The sequence below is a fragment of the Bifidobacterium sp. POST2/T3 (B1) genome (genome assembly GCF_058197115.1).
On the sequence record NZ_JBVPQK010000023.1, the window covers coordinates 1 to 18,709 of the forward strand.

13 protein-coding genes are annotated in these 18,709 nt (G+C 55.7%); 4 read left to right on the forward strand and 9 right to left on the reverse strand.

Annotation, left to right across the window (positions count from 1 at the left end; genetic code table 11):
• Positions 1 to 571 precede the first annotated feature (571 nt).
• Positions 572 to 1,453 carry a class I SAM-dependent methyltransferase gene (locus tag AC0AP0_RS02320; protein ID WP_490429240.1) on the forward strand — a complete coding sequence of 294 codons (882 nt, stop codon included), beginning with the start codon at positions 572 to 574 and terminating at the stop codon, positions 1,451 to 1,453.
• 290 nt (positions 1,454 to 1,743) lie between these two features.
• On the opposite strand, the gene AC0AP0_RS02325 is transcribed toward AC0AP0_RS02320, so the two are convergent.
• The 6 genes from AC0AP0_RS02325 to AC0AP0_RS02350 form a co-directional block, all read right to left on the reverse strand.
• Entirely contained in the window at positions 1,744 to 2,598 is an 855-nt protein-coding gene (locus AC0AP0_RS02325; RefSeq protein ID WP_490429241.1) for a helix-turn-helix domain-containing protein, read from the reverse strand.
• 185 nt (positions 2,599 to 2,783) lie between these two features.
• The gene (locus tag AC0AP0_RS02330) at positions 2,784 to 4,121 is read right to left on the reverse strand and encodes an ABC transporter substrate-binding protein (protein ID WP_154313318.1); all 1,338 of its coding nucleotides are present in this window, start codon (positions 4,119 to 4,121) and stop codon (positions 2,784 to 2,786) included.
• A gap of 134 nt (positions 4,122 to 4,255) precedes the next feature.
• Complete coding sequence (locus AC0AP0_RS02335) at positions 4,256 to 5,230, reverse strand: carbohydrate ABC transporter permease (protein WP_198184058.1); 975 nt, start codon at positions 5,228 to 5,230, stop codon at positions 4,256 to 4,258.
• Positions 5,227 to 6,165, reverse strand: coding sequence for a carbohydrate ABC transporter permease (locus AC0AP0_RS02340; protein WP_490429249.1), 939 nt, complete (start codon positions 6,163 to 6,165; stop codon positions 5,227 to 5,229). Before AC0AP0_RS02340 ends, AC0AP0_RS02335 begins: the two co-directional genes overlap by 4 nt.
• Positions 6,166 to 7,104: 939 nt before the next feature.
• Positions 7,105 to 7,353 (reverse strand): hypothetical protein, encoded by a 249-nt coding sequence (locus AC0AP0_RS02345; RefSeq protein WP_211121119.1) that lies wholly within the window; start codon positions 7,351 to 7,353, stop codon positions 7,105 to 7,107.
• A 313-nt stretch (positions 7,354 to 7,666) separates the two neighbouring features.
• Positions 7,667 to 8,296 carry an Ig-like domain-containing protein gene (locus AC0AP0_RS02350; protein ID WP_490429242.1) on the reverse strand — a complete coding sequence of 210 codons (630 nt, stop codon included), beginning with the start codon at positions 8,294 to 8,296 and terminating at the stop codon, positions 7,667 to 7,669.
• A gap of 539 nt (positions 8,297 to 8,835) precedes the next feature.
• Here AC0AP0_RS02350 and AC0AP0_RS02355 point away from each other — a divergent pair.
• Together AC0AP0_RS02355 and AC0AP0_RS02360 are read left to right on the forward strand one after the other, a co-directional pair.
• Positions 8,836 to 9,285 carry a MarR family winged helix-turn-helix transcriptional regulator gene (locus AC0AP0_RS02355; RefSeq protein WP_490429243.1) on the forward strand — a complete coding sequence of 150 codons (450 nt, stop codon included), beginning with the start codon at positions 8,836 to 8,838 and terminating at the stop codon, positions 9,283 to 9,285.
• Positions 9,282 to 10,700: an MFS transporter gene (locus tag AC0AP0_RS02360; protein WP_490429244.1), complete on the forward strand. Its 1,419-nt coding sequence runs from the start codon at positions 9,282 to 9,284 to the stop codon at positions 10,698 to 10,700. The genes AC0AP0_RS02355 and AC0AP0_RS02360 overlap by 4 nt, the downstream gene beginning before the upstream one ends.
• A 163-nt stretch (positions 10,701 to 10,863) precedes the next feature.
• Here AC0AP0_RS02360 and AC0AP0_RS02365 read toward each other — a convergent pair whose 3' ends face one another.
• From AC0AP0_RS02365 to AC0AP0_RS02375, 3 genes are all read right to left on the reverse strand, one after another.
• Positions 10,864 to 13,812: a glycoside hydrolase family 3 protein gene (locus tag AC0AP0_RS02365; protein WP_490429245.1), complete on the reverse strand. Its 2,949-nt coding sequence runs from the start codon at positions 13,810 to 13,812 to the stop codon at positions 10,864 to 10,866.
• Positions 13,813 to 14,017: 205 nt separating this feature from the next.
• Complete coding sequence (locus AC0AP0_RS02370; RefSeq protein WP_490429246.1) at positions 14,018 to 16,192, reverse strand: glycoside hydrolase family 127 protein; 2,175 nt, start codon at positions 16,190 to 16,192, stop codon at positions 14,018 to 14,020.
• Positions 16,189 to 17,688, reverse strand: coding sequence for an oligopeptide:H+ symporter (locus tag AC0AP0_RS02375; protein WP_490429247.1), 1,500 nt, complete (start codon positions 17,686 to 17,688; stop codon positions 16,189 to 16,191). The genes AC0AP0_RS02370 and AC0AP0_RS02375 overlap by 4 nt, the downstream gene beginning before the upstream one ends.
• Before the next feature lie 266 nt (positions 17,689 to 17,954).
• Here AC0AP0_RS02375 and AC0AP0_RS02380 point away from each other — a divergent pair.
• Positions 17,955 to 18,709, forward strand: a 755-nt coding sequence (locus AC0AP0_RS02380) for a helix-turn-helix transcriptional regulator (protein WP_490429248.1), incomplete at its 3' end; no start/stop codon positions are given.

An 18,709-nucleotide genomic window follows, 5' to 3' on the forward strand; every position in this document is an offset into this window, starting at 1 on the left:
TATGTCCAGGAACCAGTCGCTCGAACATGTTTGCCGGATTCTTGCTCATGGTATTCACGTGTTCCTCTTTCCTGTTGTGTTGTGCTGCGTATCGAGCATCCCATTTTCAGGTGTCACGTATACAAGACGAGGAAACCGAAAAGTTCATTGTCGAGAGGGCTTACATCCCCCTACCCGTGCCTGGACTCGTAGCACTCTGTGTCCTACACAACGCTTTCAAAAGAATCCAGGGGGGGGGGGGCTTGCGTGGCGTGGTAGCCGATAAGATGTTGTATCCCATAGTTCATGACACAGCATCGATAGACTTGTTGACACCATAGCAGAACCTGATATAAGGACCCTAACGCAATCAATAGTCGGGAAAGACTCAACTCAAAGTTAAAAATACGATTGGATTACGCGAATCGCTCCTAGGCACCCCGTATTTGCCGACGCAGTGGATATTGAGGATAATAAAAAAGTTGCATATTCGTGCGTGACTGACAAACCTGCACAAATTTGCACTTGAAAATCTGTTTTGAACATTGACCGGCTCGATCATTGTCGATAAGCCTCATCCGAAAGGAACCCCATGTCTCATCAAATGCACCAGAACGAGGATGTAGAGGATAATCTCCTCAACTGGAATGACAGGGCAGTTCTGCACGCCAACGGTGGCTATGGAGACCTTGACGCTTTTGCGGATGATCCATCGGCCCTGTCGCCAGTGACCTTGCGCGATCTGGAGGTTTTGAAGCCCCATCTGCCCGAACACAGCATCAAAGGGTTACGTCTTTTGCATCTGCAATGCCACATAGGCTCTGATACCCTATCGTGGTGGCGCTTGGGAGCACGAGACGTATATGGCCTGGATTTCTCTCCCACCTCACTGGATTATGCCAGGAAGTTATCTGAACGCGCCGGCGCAACCATAACCTATGTTCAAAGCGATGCTCGTTGTGCTGCCGATGCCATGCCTGATCAGAAAGGCTCATTCGATGTAATCGTCACCAGCTGCGGAACCATCACCTGGCTTCCCGATCTGAAAGACTGGGCTCGTTCAATCGCCTCCCTGCTAACAGACGGTGGAATATTCATGATCCGCGACAACCATCCCCTGCTTTTCGCCTTGAACAATGAGGGCATGTCGATAGTTCAAGATTATTTTGGCGGAACAGAAACGACCTACGAGACGGATCAAAGCTACACGTCAGCAACCGACTCGCTCGAAGATGGGACAAAACCTCAAATTACCCACACCACCAATCACAATTGGGCTCATGACTTCCAGGAAATAAGCAACGCTCTTCTGGATGCCGGACTGACTATAGAGGCCATCGGCGAGCATAATGTGGACGACTGGCAGTCACTGCCAATGCTTGAGTACAGCCCAGAACTGCAGGGATGGACCATGCCCCACAATCAGCCTCGAATCCCCCTGACCTTCTCGATGGTAGCTAGAAAGAGAGCCTGACTGAGCAAGTACGAGCGTGGTTTTGCTTAGACATGATCTGACTTGGCTCGGCGGCCTGCCCGGCAGATTGGCTGCTGTTAATTCCGTTGCAGCATAAGTTGCGCAACGGGATTAACAGCGGCATTCCATGCCGAATTACGATAAGGCATTATCGTTCACCTTCGACCCTGCCAATGTCGAAGGACAGATCCGTAGAAGGCCAGGCTGTAAGATTGAGTAAAACGCGCATTTTAAAAATGCGTTTATACAGGTAAGCCGCCGGAGCCGACAGCCCAATCAATACGTGTCAGTTACTCGCCCTGCTTGAGTCTGCGATACTTCATGGGCGTCATGCCCGTGCTCTTCTTGAAGGAGGCGCACAGTGAGGATTCGGATGTGAAACCGCACTGCTGACAAATCTGACGTATGGACATCCCGGTATTCACCAGCAAATACTGCACAGCATGGATACGGGAGTCCACCAGGTAGGCATGCGGCGTGATGCCGGTCTCCTGCTTGAACAATCGAATGAAGTGGTACTCGCTCAGGAAGACCCGCTTGGCCAGCTCCGAGACGGTGAGCGGCTCATACAAGTGGGAGGACACATAGGCAATTGTGTCCTCCACCACCTCTTCCTGCTTCCGTTTGAAGGATCGCGGCTGCTCATCGGCAAACTCGGTGAGCAGGTCAGTGATGTATTTGGACATCCTCGCTTCCGAATAGCCGTTTTCCGCCGTCATCAAGGAGGTAATGGTCCGCATCCGCTCCAAGGCATAGGTCTCGGAGGAAAGCATGAAGACATTGCTCAGCTTCCTGATGATGTAGTCGTAGTATGGCCGAGCCATGATGCCGTCGAAGTGGAGCCACTGGGCTGTCGTTGGAACATCGGTGCCGTAGGCATGGTGTGCATAGCAGTTGACCAGCGCAAACCGGCCCTCCTCAGCTACGAACGAACCTTCGGGCAGATCCAGCTTCAGCCTGCCGCTATCGATATGAATGATCAGATAGCTGTCAAAGGATCGTCGCTCCAGCCTGTAGCCGGGTTCATAGGAGAATTTGCCCACCCTCAACGGATAGAAGAAAGTTGTTCGCGCAATAGCCGAAGGAGTGTGAATCAAAAAGTCAGAGGCATTGACATCGATGCCGTGTTCAGCAGGCTTCGCCATGACGTACCCTCCTTTCCGCACAAACCAATTTCCCCACGAATCACGACAGCCACGCCTGACGACCTTTAAATGAAGCCAGGAATACTCAAGCAACCGGCAGCTTCGTCCTTGCCAATACGGCAACGCCGTTACCTCATACTCAAACAATACAAGGCAACGGCAGAATTCCCATTACTTTATGAAGATCAGTGCACGTTGAAGCCCTGCTGCTTACCGTATTCCTTCAGGTGCTTCTGCCATGCATCCACACCCTGCTTCAGAGTGATCTTCTTGTCGGTGTAGGCGGAACCGACGTCGTCAGCGAATACGGTCCGCGCATAGACCTCGAAGGGCAGCGTGGCGTGGCCAGGGATCACATCGCTTGCCGCCTTGGCCAGAACCTCGTTATACTTCTGACCGCCGAAGTATTCGATGTCATCGCCCTTGGTGTTCTTGACGGTGGTGGCCTCCTTGAACTTCTTCGATTCGGTGGTCTTCACATCGTCGGGGAATGAACCGCCTGCCACGCGAGCGTCAATGCTGGCCTGGTTCCGCGAGATGAAATCAATGTACTTATAGGCTGCATCGGTCTTCTTGCTTGAAGCCATAATCGCCAGCGACGAACCGCCATGGTTGGAGTTGACCGCGGATCCATCCTGGGTGGGCATGGTAGTGACCCTCCACTTGCCAGCTTGGTCAGGTGCCACGTTGACCAGCGTAGTTGGGATCCAGCAGCCGATCAGTGCAGAGGCGAGCTTGCCATTGTTCAGGCTCTTGTTCCAGTCCTCGGTCCAGATGACGGTCTTGGTGTCGACCAAATCCTCGTCAATCATCTTCTGCCACCACTTGATGAAACTCTGAGTCCCCTTGTCGGTATCGAGGTTGATGGACAGATCCTTGCCATCTGCGGACAGCTTGTAAGGATGCCCGTTGGCCTGCCATATCATGGCGTCGAAGAAGCCCGCGTCACCGGAATCGGCAGCGATGTAGGAACCCACCGCCCGAATCTTCTTAGCAGCCTCGTAATACTGATCCCAGGTCTTGATCTGGGTCGCATCAACGCCAGCCTTGTCAAACACATCCTTGTTGTAGAAGAAGGCCATGGCTCCAGAACCAAAGGGCAGTCCGTAGGGCTTTTTGTTGACCAGAACCGAATTCCAAGTGCCGGGATTGTAGAACTTCGAGTAGCCCTTGGTCCTGTCACTCAGATCAGTCAGCCGATCATTGATGGCATACTGGCTGAGGGCATAAAGTTCGATTTGCGCCACATCGGGTGCCCCCTTGCCTGCCTGGAAGGCGTTGTCAAGCGCCGTGTACTGCTCCTTGGCTGTCCCGGCGTTCTGCAGCTTGATCTTGATGTTCGGGTACTTCTTCTCGAACTCCTTGGTTGCGGCCTTCAAGGTGGGCTCCCATGCCCAGACGTTCAGCTCCACATTCTCGTCGCCACTGCTCTGCTTGCTACCGCCGCAGGCGGTGACACCGAGAAACATGGCCAGCACGCCGGCACAAGCCACTAGACGCTTCAGCCCTTTTGCATGTTTCATTACATCACTCTTTTCTCTTAGTGCTTTTCATCAGCTTTTATTGGCATGAATCCTTGCCGCATGACGACGAAAGACTCCCTTCCCGGCCACTCACCCTGCGATTGGTTTAAGTGGCCGCAATCGCAAAAATTCACTCATTCCTTGACCGCACCTGCAGCCAATCCGGACTGCCAGTACCGCTGGAGAATCAGAAAAGCGATCATCAGAGGAATGACAGTGATCAGCGATCCGGTGATGACGAGATTCTGTATGGCGTGACCGCCGGCAGTGTTGGCCTGGTTCTTCCATTGGTTCAGTCCGATGGTCAGGGGGTACCAATTGGCATCCTTCAACATGATCAGGGGCAGGAAGTAGTTATTCCAGGTGGCCACTATGGCAAACAAGGCCGTGGTGACGATTCCAGGAGCCAGCAGGGGCAGACTGATGGTCAGGAAGGTTCTGAACTCCCCCGCACCGTCAACCCTGGCCGCCTCCAGGAGCTCTGTAGGAACAGCCTGCTCGGAGAATATCCACATGAGGTACAAGCCGAAGGGACTGATAAGGCTAGGCAGAATCATGGCCCAGGGCGTATTGGTCAAACCCATCTTGGCGAACAGAAGAAACTGAGGAACAGCAAGGGCAATGCCAGGCACACTGATGGAACCCAGCACAACAGCGAAGACTGCCTTGCGGCCAGGGAACGTGAACTTGGCCAAAGCGTACCCGCCCATGATGGCCAGTACGGTTGCGCCACCCGCTCCCACTACCACGTAGAGCAGCGTGTTCAAAAGCCAACGTCCGAAGATGCCGTCCTCATAGGTGAAGACTGTGGTTATGTTGTCCCAAAGCGCGAAGGTGTGACCAAACCAGAGGCCGAAGGTCGAGGTGAAGTCAGACTGCGTCTTAGTGGCGTTGATGATCAGATAGGCGAATGGAAACAGGCAGTACAGAGCGAAGATGCCGGTAACCAGCGTCAGTGTCATCGAGCGACGGGGGTTCGCGGGATTGGAGAATCCGTTTTTTGCGGCGCGTTTGCGTTCCGCCCTTTCATCCCTGGCCACTCGCTTGGCACGTCTGCGTTCACGCGCCCGAATCGCTGAAGGCGTCTCATCCAAAATGTCAGAGGTCATTTCATCTGCTCCTTCAGACTGTTCAACTGGACCGCATAAGCGATCGCCATGGTGATCACCGCCATGACAATGGCCAGGGCCGCAGCATAATTCGACTGGTTGCCCGCGAAGCTCAGACTGTAGGCGTACATATTCGGCGTGTAGTAGCTAGTGATGGTGTTCCCAGGCACCATGTTCTGCATGATCGAGGGTTCATTGAAGAGCTGGAAGGAGCCGATGATGCTGAAAATCACGGTGATTGCCAGACTTCCACGCAACTCCGGCATCTTAATCCGTCTGACGATCTGCCATTCGCTGGCCCCGTCGATTGCCGCCGCCTCATAGAGTGAATGTGGAATCGTAGACAGGGAGGAATAGAAGATCAGCATGTTATAGCCGGTGTATTCCCAGGTCACGATGTTACCGATAGACACCAGAAGAATATTGGAAGCCAGCAGGTCCAGGTGCAAGCCAGTCCATGAATTGAAAGAACCGACCAGTCCATACTTGGCTCCGTACATGAATCCCCAGATCAGCGTGGACACGACGGCAGGAACGGCATAAGGCAGGAAGGTAGAAATCCGGAAGAATTTGGTTCCATGCAATCTCATGGAGTCAATCGCCAGAGCCAGCAAGGCTGCCAGAAAGAGGCAGAGCGGCGCCTGGATCAGCGTAAAAGCACTGACACGGCCGACCGAACTCCAGAAATGACCGTCTGCGAACAAACGTTTGTAATTGCTGAGCCCGGCGAAAACCGTACCGCCGACCATTCGTTTTTCAAAGAAAGAAATATAAACTGCGTAGATGATCGGGATTATGAACACCAACAGGAAAGCCACAGCGAAAGGCCCCATGAACTTCCAACCGCGCCAATCACGCCTGTGCTTGTTGACGGTGCTCGGTTGCTGATTGTTCACAACATCAGCTGGCCCTGCCGCCGATTTGGGAAATGTCATTATTCTCCTTTGAGATGTCTGATGCGTGAACCCAACTTCCACCGTCAACAACGACGAAGAAGAACTGGGTCAACAAACCAGAATTGAGGGACGGACGCCCCACCAATTGGCCGTTGAGCATCTAGATGTCAGAAACTGTCAACCATTCAGACAACTCTGTTGAATGTAGATGTTTTGCTGTAAACGGTCACGACTGTTTTCCACATGCACACATCCTTGTGCCTCTTTTCATTACGTTGATAGTACAATCATTAACGTACTTTCAGTCTATAAACAAATACAAGGCTCCGTACATGAAAACTGCTATCTAATATCGAAATATTGCTTTCGCTGTATTGCGTCTGCTTTCTGACCGCCGAGGACGAGACTGGTTCACCAATGACAACATTAGTGAACCAGAACCTCCCATAGTGTGAGAAGCTGAGACACCAGGACTGCCCTTATCGCTTGCTTGACTGATATCGTCTGCCAAACAATGCTCCGAATGACGTCAGTACAAGAGTCCCGACCAGTGAGGCTACCGAGATTATTGAAGTTCCTAAATGTGTCATGACCGTATGTGAAGGTCCACCAAGCGAAGAATGCTTCCCGTGCAAACCTTCAGTTTCTGTACCAGACGCGTTCTGCCCGCGGGCCTTGGCCCAAATACTGAAGCTGGCGTTCGCTCCGCAGTAAGCAACGATGATGGTCTTTTTGCCCGCCACAGTAGAGTCGAAGCCCGTCAGCAGATGTGACGGTAATGAAGCTCTTACCACCAATATTCGTTCTTTCATCAGTCTGAACCACCTTAGCTGCATTGTCCCAGCTGAAGGCCTGCAAAACGGGGTTGCTTTGGGAACCCGCCGGCAAATCGACTACATAATCATTGCGCTCAGCTGAGAAATCTTGAATAGTCTGTCCATCCAAGCGCAAATCAGCCAGGTCGGCATCATTGCCCAGTTAAGGCTCGAAGTCTGAGAGACTCCCCGTACCGTTTACCTTAATCCCGGCCACGTTGATATACGTTTTGGCATCCTGAAGATTGTTGACAAGCCGCACTGCCTTTGCCTCGACAGAGCCGGACAAGGCGAAAGCCGCCGTCGGCGCATCGGCTTTAGTAGAGGCATCAGCACCACTGGCCTGAGGAAGATACCATCTCGTCTTGTTTGCTAGTCGGTGCCAGTTGCCGGATCGATCGCAATATTCCATGGTCTGCGCCTTCGGCCAGAATACTCGCCCATCCCAGTGGAAGACGGTTTTGACTAGGCTGATAGTCCGGATTTTGTCGAAGGTGAAGGTAACTGTCGGATTGACATTCGAAGATGCCGCTTGGTGGACCTGCCCGAGGCAAGGTGTCCATCAATGGCTTTCCTAGCCGTATCACCATCTTGGACGTTGACTGAGCAGTGGTTGCCAACACAACAAGCCAGATTTCTGACCAGGCTGCGGGTTGTTGACGACCTTCCGCAGCGGCTTCCAGCTCGCCCCATCGTCCGCGTATTCAACCTTGGTCAGCCACGTTCTATGGTTTGGATGCAACCAGGTAAAGGCTGAAAGACAGGGCAGGGAACGCTCTCAACTTATTTATGAGCAGAGTACCCTTCACAGGCACCACAGCCCCCTCATGCGCTCGGTCCACCTTTCCTTGAGGATCAGTCCAATCCCAGCTGACAGTATGAGGGTCAACCTTGATGCCTGACAAGGGATTGTGTTGCCGAAGAAAAACAGTGGCAACGCCTTGAACCTGATAGGTTCCCTCTCTGCCCACATCAACGGCCTCAGTTTTCCAAATCAAAGGTACCGGCTCCCCCCTGACCCCAGGGTAATAGGGAGTCACTGTTTGAGGCATGGCCGCGGATCCGCCAAGTGGCACATGGGCCGTAGATCGGAAGTACCAACCTTGGTTGTCAGCACCGGTCGGTTCTGCCACAGAGATCGCCGCATCCGCATCGGTTCGCTGGCCAGTCACGTCCCCAGCGCCTTGTTGGCCTGAAGCTGCGACAGATGCCGAGTTACCGCTGGATTGACTGATCGAACCCTCTTCTCCGTAGTTGCTTGTGGCGTTGGCAAACCAAGCTAAAGAGGTCCCCCTATCCTTGGAAGGACCATCGGTATACCAGAAATTTGGCCTCACCCTTGACCGTTTGCTCATCTTCCGATGCCACGGCTGGAGTCGCCATCAATGCACCAGTCAGAAGAACAGCCCCAACCATCAATCCTGCAAGGATTTTGTGGGATATGCTCATGTCCTGTACCTTCATTCTTCTCTGAATAGTCAGACTATCCGCCTATCGGCCCATCCCAGGGTCCTGGCATTAAAGCGCCATTGCTACGGATAAGGACCCTGTCCGCTTGCATGATCGCGGGCACTGCTCTGTCATAGACCATGTCATGCAGGCGCAGCTAGCTTCCAACCAACTACATATGAGCCAGACGAGAAGACTTCCGTTTGCCTGTACGGTAAGACTAGAAATCGGGCATCCTCCTTGCATAGCAAGAAGATGATATAGGTTGCCGAATTCCGACAATGCGAGCCGGCCGCAACATTGGGCCAGTTGAACCTTGAATCGACTCCGTACATGGTTTTGCGCGGGGGATCCAGTAAAGCCACCAATTATCTGAGTCTAAACAGCTTGTCCATACCCGGGAGACTATTCATTAGTTAGCTAACAATCTAACTGAGGAGAGCCTTTGAGCGAAGACTACGGCAAACGAATCAAACGGGCAGCCAACCTCATGTCACGATCCATGGATGCCTACGCGAGCCAGTACGGACTGACCGGCACTCAAATGTCCATCATCGACTTTCTGGGCGAGTCCGAGGACCACACCCAGCGGGACATCGAGATGGAATTCGACATCCGTCCGTCCACAACAACAAAAATCCTACAGCGAATGGAGGCTAGCGGACTGGTCGCCGCCAAACGCGACCCCAGGGACGGCCGCCAACGCATCATTGCTCTCACCACCAAAGCTCGGGGCCTGCAGAAAGCGGTGCGGAGCTATATAGAAAGTCAGCAGAATGCCATGGAGCGCCGGTTCAACCAGCGTGATTTAGATGCTTTCGACCGCGTGCTGGCCTATTTCATCGCCTTGAATTCCGATGATCCGTCCCAGGCCGGAAAGGAGTCTCGCTCATGAGTAGAACTCCAGCGCAAAGCACTGCAATCCCCCGCAGGGTAATAGGCGCGGTAGTAGCCACCGGCATCATGTCCTTCTGCGGCGTGATCGTGGAAACGGCCATGAACATCACTTTCCCTGCCCTCATGAGCCATTTTGGCATCGGGACCTCCAGTGTCCAATGGATGACCACCCTCTACCTGCTGGTTGTCGCCTCCGTCACCCCGCTCTCGGCGGCCCTTAAGCGCCGATTCCGCAGCCGTACCCTCTTTCTGTGCGCCAACCTGCTCTTCCTGATCGGACTGATCATCGACGCGCTGGCTCCGGTCTTCCCCATCCTATTGCTGGGAAGAGCAATACAAGGGCTGGGCACCAGCATCGCCCTGCCTCTGATGTTCAACATCATCCTCCAGGAGGTTCCAACAAAGCGTATCGGCACCATGATGGGCGTGGGTACTCTGATCACAGCTATTGGACCAGCCGTCGGCCCCACCTTTGGCGGGTTGGTAGCGACCACCATCGGATGGCGTTTCGTCTTCATCATCCTGATCCCCGTACTGATCATCTCGCTGGCTACCGGCCTGGCCTGCATACCTTCGGTTCCGGTGGCAGCAGACGGGGAAACAGCCGGACTGGATCCGCTTGACGTGTTCCTGATGGTCCTGGGCTTCGCAGGCTTGATCTTCGGCATTAGCAACGCCTCGGCAGGATTGCTCTCCTGGAGATTCAGCGGAGCGCTGGTCCTGGGGCTTATCGCCCTGGCAGTGTTCACCCTCCGAGCCCGGCATCAGGCCCAACCGATCATCGACGTGCGTCTGTTCACGGACAGCCGCTTCTCCCTGCATGTCGGCGCCTACATCCTCTTTGAGATCAGCGCCCTGGCCCTCTCATTCATCCTGCCCAACCACCTGCAGTTGGTTAATGGCTGCACCTCGCTGCAGGCCGGATTGGTAGTGCTGCCGGGCGCGGCGATCGGAGCCATTCTGGCCCCGCTCTCCGGCAGGCTCTATGATCAGCTGGGTCCGCGCATACCCATCATCAGCGGGAGCTGTGTCGCCTTGATCGGCCTGCTGGGATTTGCCCTGACGGCCCGCCATCTGACAACCCTGGCCATCCTGATACTCTATATTTTCTTCATGCTGGGTATCGGGCTGAGCTTTGGGAACATCATGACCAACGGCCTACACCGGCTGAGCCAGAAGCAACAGGCCGACGGCAACGCCATCTTCAACACCGTCCAGCAGTTCGCCGCAGCTATCGGCAGCAGCCTGGCAGCCACCATCGTCGCGGCAGGCCAGGCTGCAGTCACAGACCGTCGTCTAGGCACCATCAATGGCTCCCAGCATGCCCTGATCCTGTTATTGATCGTCGGCTCTCTGGAGGTTCTGCTAATCCTAGCCGCCCTGCGTCGCTCTCGAAAACCGCAGCGAAATTAATACCCACTACCTGAATCATTTCGTGGCCATCAGGGAAAGACCAAGCTCCTTGGGCACTGACCAAAACAGCAGGCCAGGCAAGGTTGCGCCTCCGCTTCTGAGATCAATACCAAGGCGGGGCAGGAGCCATCATGCCCCTGCCCCGCCTTGGAGACCCGAATCGTTAGGATTCCTGCTGTCCATTCTGGCCCGTCAGGTCACCACGACCAGAGACGACCGCGTCAGCCTGCGAGCGCCGACGCAGATAGCGTCTAATGAATAGAACCTCGGCGGCAATCGCGAGTATGGCCGTAAGGACATCCACGCCGATCACTATCTTCTTCCAGGCCGGCATGGCGTTCGCCTTCGCTCCACCGTCGTCGTAAGCGCCACTATTCACCACCGTATAGAGGATGTGCTTGCTGGCACGGCGCAGGTACTTCACCGATGACGGAGACTTGGGATCGTCGACCACGTTGGGGCCGTTCCCATAGGTTGAGAGCATGGCATCCACTCCATTGGGCAGAGCGTTGTCTGCATTCATGAAGCCACGACCGTCAGCACCGAAAGAGTCCGTAAGAGCCATGCCCTTGAAGCCCCATTCGTTGCGCATAATCGTGTTGATCCATCCCTGTTCTCCGGACCACTTGGTGCCCACGTAGTCCCAGCCGACCATGGTGGCGTCGGCCTTGCCCTGTTTGACGGACATCTCGAAGGGCCGTAGATAGACCTCCCTGGCCGCCTGCTCATTGGACCAGATGCTGACCATCATTGCATTCGAATCGTAGAGGGCGAAATGCTTGATGTAGGCGTATACCCCCTTGGATTTGGCTCCTGCCACTGCATTGGCGCCAATGACGCCGGCAAGTTCGCCATCCTCCGAGAAGTACTCGAAGTTGCGGCCGCCAATGGTGGTCCGATGAGTGTTCATTGCCGGAGCATACCAGCCGACGATACCCATCTCACGTGCCATCTTCCCCATGATTTCACCGTACTGCCGTGCCAGGTCTGCACTCCAGGTGTTGGCCAGAACCACGGCTACCGGGAATCCAAGCGAACCCTTCTTGGTGAAGTTGTTGTTGATGGCCGCAGGACCATCCGCATCCGTTGTCGCCACCTTGCCAATGGAATCAACAGCAGCCGTCTGGAAGCCGGCCATCGAGGTGAGCTCGGACATATCCTTGACTGACATCTGATCAAGCAGCTTGTCCCAGCGAGGGTCATCAGCCGATGCGCCGCGCAGCTGAGCCAGCTTCAAATGGTTCTTGGCACCCGTGGTGGGCATGGCATCCTGCTTGCGGCTGTATGTAGCCCTGTCGAAATCAGCGTTCGTATGGTACTGGTCGACATACTTCTTAGGAAGCTCCTTCAGCGCAGGGGCAGCAGTCGCCTGCTCATAGTTAGCGAAATGATCCTTGCGGGACAGGTAGTGGACGTCGCCGGCGACTTCGTCGATATGATTGGTCGCCACCGTCTTGTCGCTGGGCCTGGGATTGCCTTTTCCATAGACCACGTCCTTGTCGACCGTATATTCCTTATGATCGATCGCGTGATGTGAGTCGGACTTGATGGAGATTTCGTAAGCACCGCGTTCAAGCACATAAGCCTTGTGGCCCAGATAGTCATAGGATGCCAGCTGTTCCTTGGGAATGGACACCTTGACGGTCTGTGATTGCTTGGGATCCAGCAGACGGGTCTTTTTCAAAGCGATCAGGTTGGCTGTGGCTTTCTCCAGGCCGCCGTTGGTGTAGGGCGGATTGGAGTACACCTCGACCGTATCCTTGCCTGAAGCGGATCCGGTATTGGTGACAGTGACGGTGAACCCGAGCGAATCGCCCTCGTCTTTGATGTCGGACATTTGCTGGCTGAAACTGGTGTAGCTCAAACCGTAGCCGAATGGGAACTGAACCGTGGAGTCGTAGTCGATGGCACCTTCGGAGGCGGCCGTCTCGTAATACTTGTACCCGACGTAGATACCCTCCACGTAGTTGATGTATGACGGCTTGAGCTTGAAGGTGACGCCCTTGGCCACCGGTAGGCTGACGGCCTTGCTTTTCAGATTCTCATAGTCCGTGGCTGCGGCATTGTTCCACCATGGCGCCTTGCGCATGTCATAGAGGAAGGTGTCGGTAGTGCGTCCAGACGGATTGATGCGGCCGGAGAGAATTTCCCCCAGGGAATCGAATCCGACATTGCCGGGCGCAGGAACCCAGAGGGCGGCACGAATCTGAGGATGATCTCTGAGGAATCCCAACTGCATGGGGTTTGATCCGTTGTAGAGGAAAATGACCTTGTCGAAGTTTTTGCAGACCAGGTCGATCATGTCCCGCTCTGTGCGCGAGGCCTCCAGATACGATTCCCCTGATTGAAAGTCTGCATATTTGTCGGAATTGTTGCGGTACTTGTCGGCAGGCAACTGGCTCATGTCCTGAGGCATGTCGTTGTAGCCCTCACCGCCGACCCTGGCCAGCGTGATCACCGCCGTATCCGAGAAGGCCTTGGCCTTGGCCATGACATCATCGGTGTAGCGGTCGGCAGTGACCTCTGGCAGGGACCAGCCTTTGTTGAAGGTGCTGTTGGATGAATCCCGCTTGCCCAGCTTGGAATAGAGCGAGCTCAACTCATCGTTGGTCTGGAAACCGGCCTTATGCAGACCATCCTTGAGGGATTGAATATCATAGCTGGCGTTGATGGCGCCCGACCCCGTCCCTCCGTAAACTGGATTCTCAGAGGCCCAGCCGAAGAGGTTGAGCTTCCTGGTTTTAGTGAGCGGCAGAAGGCCATCATCGTTCTTCAACAGCACGAATCCTTCTCCAGCGATTGATCTGGCCACCTTGCCGGCCTTGGCGGTAGTGGCATCCGAAATCGTCGCCTTCCCTGCAGCATCCGAATTCATGGACAGATTCAACAGTGTGGACATGGGCCCTGTCAGTATCATGCTGACCACGGCAACCAGAGCCACCAAGGGCACGGCTATGGCATTGGACCGAACCAGTTTGCGAACTGGAGCAGACCAGATGCGGGCAACCGCCGCAACAATAATGGCAGCAAGGACGATGAGCGCGAAGACCACCAGATACCATTTGATGGCATCCATGACCCCCACCACGTCCGACCATGCAATCTGAAGCATGCTGTAACCTCCTCGTCGAAACGAAGCTCCCTGCGGGCGGACCAAGGCAATGTCACGGCCCCGAAGCCATCGACACAGATGGCCAAGGCACTCAGATACGTTATGTCTCTATGAGTCAACAGTATCCGGAAGCGGGTGCCTCCATCAACGCCTAGACATAACCTGTCATTATGCAGGCATGATCTGCAAAGGTCCCGAATGGCCTTCAATCCACGTCCAGGAAAACCCTCATCTCGTTTTCGCCACGGTTGGACCAGGCGAAATAGGGAATCAGGGTGGCAGTGATCGGCATGCGACGGACCGGTTGCCATTGACGGTAAAGCGGAGCAGTATCAGCTCCCTCTGCTGACTCCCGCCAGGCGGGTATCTGCAGTCTGACCATGCTGCGGCTGATCTTGTCGACATGGCCTTCGGCCTGAGTATCGTCGAGGTACGCTCCTGCCTGGAAGGTGAAGGGCTCGACTTTCACACGGCTTGCATCATCCAACAAGGCGCTGCCGTCCAGATGCAGCAGGTGCAGGTTGGCCCCGTTATCCCTTTCCTCAACGCAGTAGACAATAGGCCCCCTAGTCACCGCCACCTTACCTGCATCCTGGCGGACCAGAGGGTTGGCGGCAACGACACGCACTGGCATGTCGAATTCGATGTCGATCCGATCGCCCTGCTTCCAAGGACCGGAAAGGTAGAGATACCCCTGTTCCACACGTCGGCTTATGACAGCCGAGGAACCTTGGCCTGTATGGACTGTCACCGCATCGGCAGCTGCATCGCCGCCAGCCCAGGAAGGCAGACGGAGGGCCAGAGTGGTCTGGCCGTGGCCAGAAGCCTCCTCCACATCCAGGCTGATTCGACCCTTCCAAGGCAGTTCCGAATGCACCCGCAGTGCAATCGACCCCTCCCCCAGGTCCGTCTGGATCCTTCCGCCGATGTAGAGATGTACAAAGAGCGTGGACCCATCCTCGGCCAAGGTGTAAGCGTAATCCTGCACCGATTCGACCAGCCGGGCCAGGTTGGGCGGGCAGCATGCGCAACCGAACCACCGTTTGCGCACGATGGGCACGTAACTGTAGCGGGGATCCTTGTTCCGCTTGGTCTGTGGCCTGACCTCGAGGGGATTGCCATAGAAGAAACTCTTGCCATCCATGGCCATGCCGTCAAGCACTGTGTTATAGAGGGCCAGCTCCATCACGTCGGCATATTCGGACCTGGGCTCCAGCTGCAGCATTCTCCGCGCAAAGAAGACCATGGCCACAGAGGCGCAGGTCTCGCAATATCCGGTGTCGTTGGGCAGGTCATAGGCGTAGGAGTGCGATTCGGCATCAGCATCGGCGCCCACCCCTCCCGTGACGTAGAGTTTCTTGTCAACGATGTCACGCCAGAGGGCATGCACCGCCTCATTCAGTGCAGGGTCCTCGGTCAACCGGGCCACATCGGCAGCTCCGGCGTACAGATACCCGGCTCTGACCGCATGACCCACGGCCCGACGTTGCTGGGCCACCGGCTCATGGGCCTGGTAGTAGGCGTAGGGGGCTGGCCTGCTGTCATCGACAGTGAAGTCGGCATGCTCATAGGCCGCCCTTTGCCGATCCTCCTGCTCGAAATAGAGGGGACTTGTTCCCCGCTGATTGACAAAGTAGGCCGCCAGGTCCAGATACCGCTTGATGCCAGTGGTCTCATACAGGCGGATCAGAGCCATCTCGGCGATCTCATGGCCCGGATAGCCGTGCAGCTGATCGTCGGCCGGTCCGAAGGTCGCGGCCACATAGTCGGCGAACCGCTCGGCCGCATGCAAAAGCTTGGTCTTGCCCGTGCCCTGGTAATAGGCAATGGCACCCTCTATCAAATGGCCTAGGCAGTAGAGCTCATGGTGGTCCTTGAGATTGGTGAAGTGTCGATTCATCCCGTTGAGGATGTAGTAGCTGTCCAGGTATCCGCTGTTGAGCTGTGCCTCACAGACGATGTCGATAGCCCCGTCGGCCAGCCGCTCCAGCTCGGCATCCGGATGATGCGCCAGCGAGTACCCCACGGCCTCCACCCATTTGGAGAAGTCGGTGTCCTGGAAAACGTAACCATAGAACTTGTTCGGATCGGGATGATCCGGATCCTCCGGCAGGCAGTGGAATCCCTGATTGGTGTAAGTCGGCGGCTGGAAATCTCCGCTCCCCTCCTGCCCATTCAGCCCCTTGTTGAGCGCGGCTGCGGCGCGGAAGTTGTGCATGCAGTAGCTGGGCGAAGCGCCAGGCACCCGGTCGTTGAGGGCCCTCCATTGGTAGGGCAGGACCGCTGTTCTGACCAGCTCCTGCTCGGCTGACCAGAAAGGGTCGTCAACGCTGGCCTGGTTGATGTCAATAGGCCCGCTCATATTGAATTGCTGGCTCATGCCGCCATCTGCCTTTCTATGCGACGGCTGAAAACGGCCAGCACCAGCGCAACAGTCACCAAGGCCACAGCCACGATGGGGAAGAGATAGACCTGCTGGTCGGCCGTCTGGAAGAATTTGAAGAAGATGATGGCAATGGCATTGCCGATGGCTGCGGTCTGGTTCCATGCGGTCTGCAGCTGGGTCTCGTAGGACTCAGGAGAAAGTCCCGAGACCAGAGAGCTGCCGATCGGACCAACGAGCTGGTCAGACAGGGCCATGAAAGCGTAGTAGATCAGCACCCACCAGAGGGAGTAGCCGGAGGATCCACTTCCGCCCAGAATCAGGGAGGGTATGGTCAGCGTGAAGAAGGCCAGACCCGTGACCAGCAGCCCCATACCGTACTTATAGGTGGTCCGGATTGCTCCGGCACGAGTCTTGGTCCACAGGAAGATGAAGACGGGACCGGCTATCAGATCCATGATCATGTAGATGACCTGGAGCGAGCCCGGAGCGATGGTGATGCCGAAGATCACCCGGTTGACCTTCTTGTCCAGGAAAATGGCGATGGCGCTGGTAAGCAGGGTGGCGCCCAGGGCCATGACAATCTGAGCGAAGAAGAACCAGAGAAAGGCCCGAAGATGGGTGTGGTCACGGACAGTCAGGTCCTTTTTGGCGAACAGGTTGACCAGGAAGCAGATGGGCACCACGAAGGCGAAGGTTGTGACAGCATTGATGATGGCATTCAGGTTGAAATGCTTGGTCATCACCAGGGCGGCGATGACCAGTGCCAGCACAACCAACCCGATGACCAGACCCTTGAGTATCCGCTGGCGCTCCCGGGCCGACAGGGGCTTGATGGGAGCCTCGCCCAGGGGTCCGAAGAACCGGTACTGGGTGAAGAAGATAGCTGCGCCGTAGAGCAGGGCGAAGACCCCGGCCACCGCAAAGCCGATATGGTAGTTGCTCAGACCGATCTGGCCTACCACGACCGGGGTGATGATCCCGGCCACCGTGTTGGCGAACTGGTGGATGGTGAAGGCCGCGTCGCGCCTGCGGGCGTCCTCCTTGCGGTAGAGCTGCCCGGTCAGGGAGGCGTTGGACATTCCCATGATGGGCATGGACAGCAAGACCAGGGCGATGTAGGCCATGGTCTGCCCGAAGACCTGACTGGTCGGCGGTATAGCCAGGATGAAGAAGGCTATGGCCTTGAGTAGGTTGCCTAGTATCAGTGCCTTACGCATTCCCAGGACCCTGTCAGACAGCCAGCTGCCCACGATATTGAGCAATCCGTTGGCCGCCCCCATGGCCGCGATCATCAGAGCCGCATCCCCCTGCGAGAACCCCAGCCCTTTTGAGAAGGGGGTGTAGAGGTAGTAGATCATCAGCGCGTAGAAGGCGCCCCAGGCGGCCGAGTTGCAGAAATTGCCCAGAGCCAGGGTTCCGATGGCGCGAGGATGTCCGAAGAAGCCCTTGTCGTCCCTGACCTCTTCCAAGGTGCTCTCCGTGTGTTTCATGATTGCATCGCTCCCGGAATGGTGGTGAATTTATAGAAAAGGTGGATGATTTTGAGGTATAGATTCTTTACAGCCACCTGGGTCACCAACCCCTGCGCTGGTATGGTCCAATCTGCCACAGTCGTTCCGTCTCCTTCTGACGTGCTTAGGCCCCACTGCCTACGCTGACTTCAATGGTAACGACGGTGCATTTCATGTCTGGTGGCTTAGAATTCACAATACGTGGAGCATTTTTACCGATTCGTCCCGATGAGAGGTCGACTTTAATGACTTTGTTCTATGACCAGGAAAGCCGGCCCCAGCCCGAGCTGGTCTCTGCCGGCACCTTCATCGGCGACCCGGGCTGGCAACACAGCAGACGCATCATCAGCACCTTCGAAATCATCTGCAACATCCAAGGCATGCTGCCGCTGCAGATTGGCGATACGCGCTACATGGTCGGGCCCGGCACCTTCCTGATCGTCCCGCCCAACCTGGAGCATCAGGGGTTCCGGACAATCACTGAGAGCCTGAAGTTTGATTGGATGCATTTCAGTCTACCCGGCCTGACCCCAGTCGAGGGCACTGGCGATGACCCCGGTGTAGATGCGACTTCGAGCATCCTCCTGCCCGCCTACAGTGAGAATCTGCTCATGGATCGAATCACCGTCATCACCAACCAACTGCTGGACGTCTGCCAGATGCACGGCGACCAACGCTATCTGAACGCCATCCTGGCCTGCGTGCTCTATGAGGTGACTATGCAGACCAGGCAGTTGCTGCACACCCAATCCATGAATCTGCACGAGCTGCAGCCGGTACGCGACTGGATCCGCATTCACGCTCTGGGACCCATCAGCCTGGGGCAGATCGCCAACTACTTCAACTACAACAAGAGTTACCTGTCTCGCAAATACAGGCAGAAGTTCGGCATCACCATTTCACAGGAGATCGAACGCTTCCGCATGGAGGCGGCCAAGTCGCTGCTGGTGGAGACCGACGACACAGTGGAAAGCATCGGGGCCATCGTCGGCTACAAGGA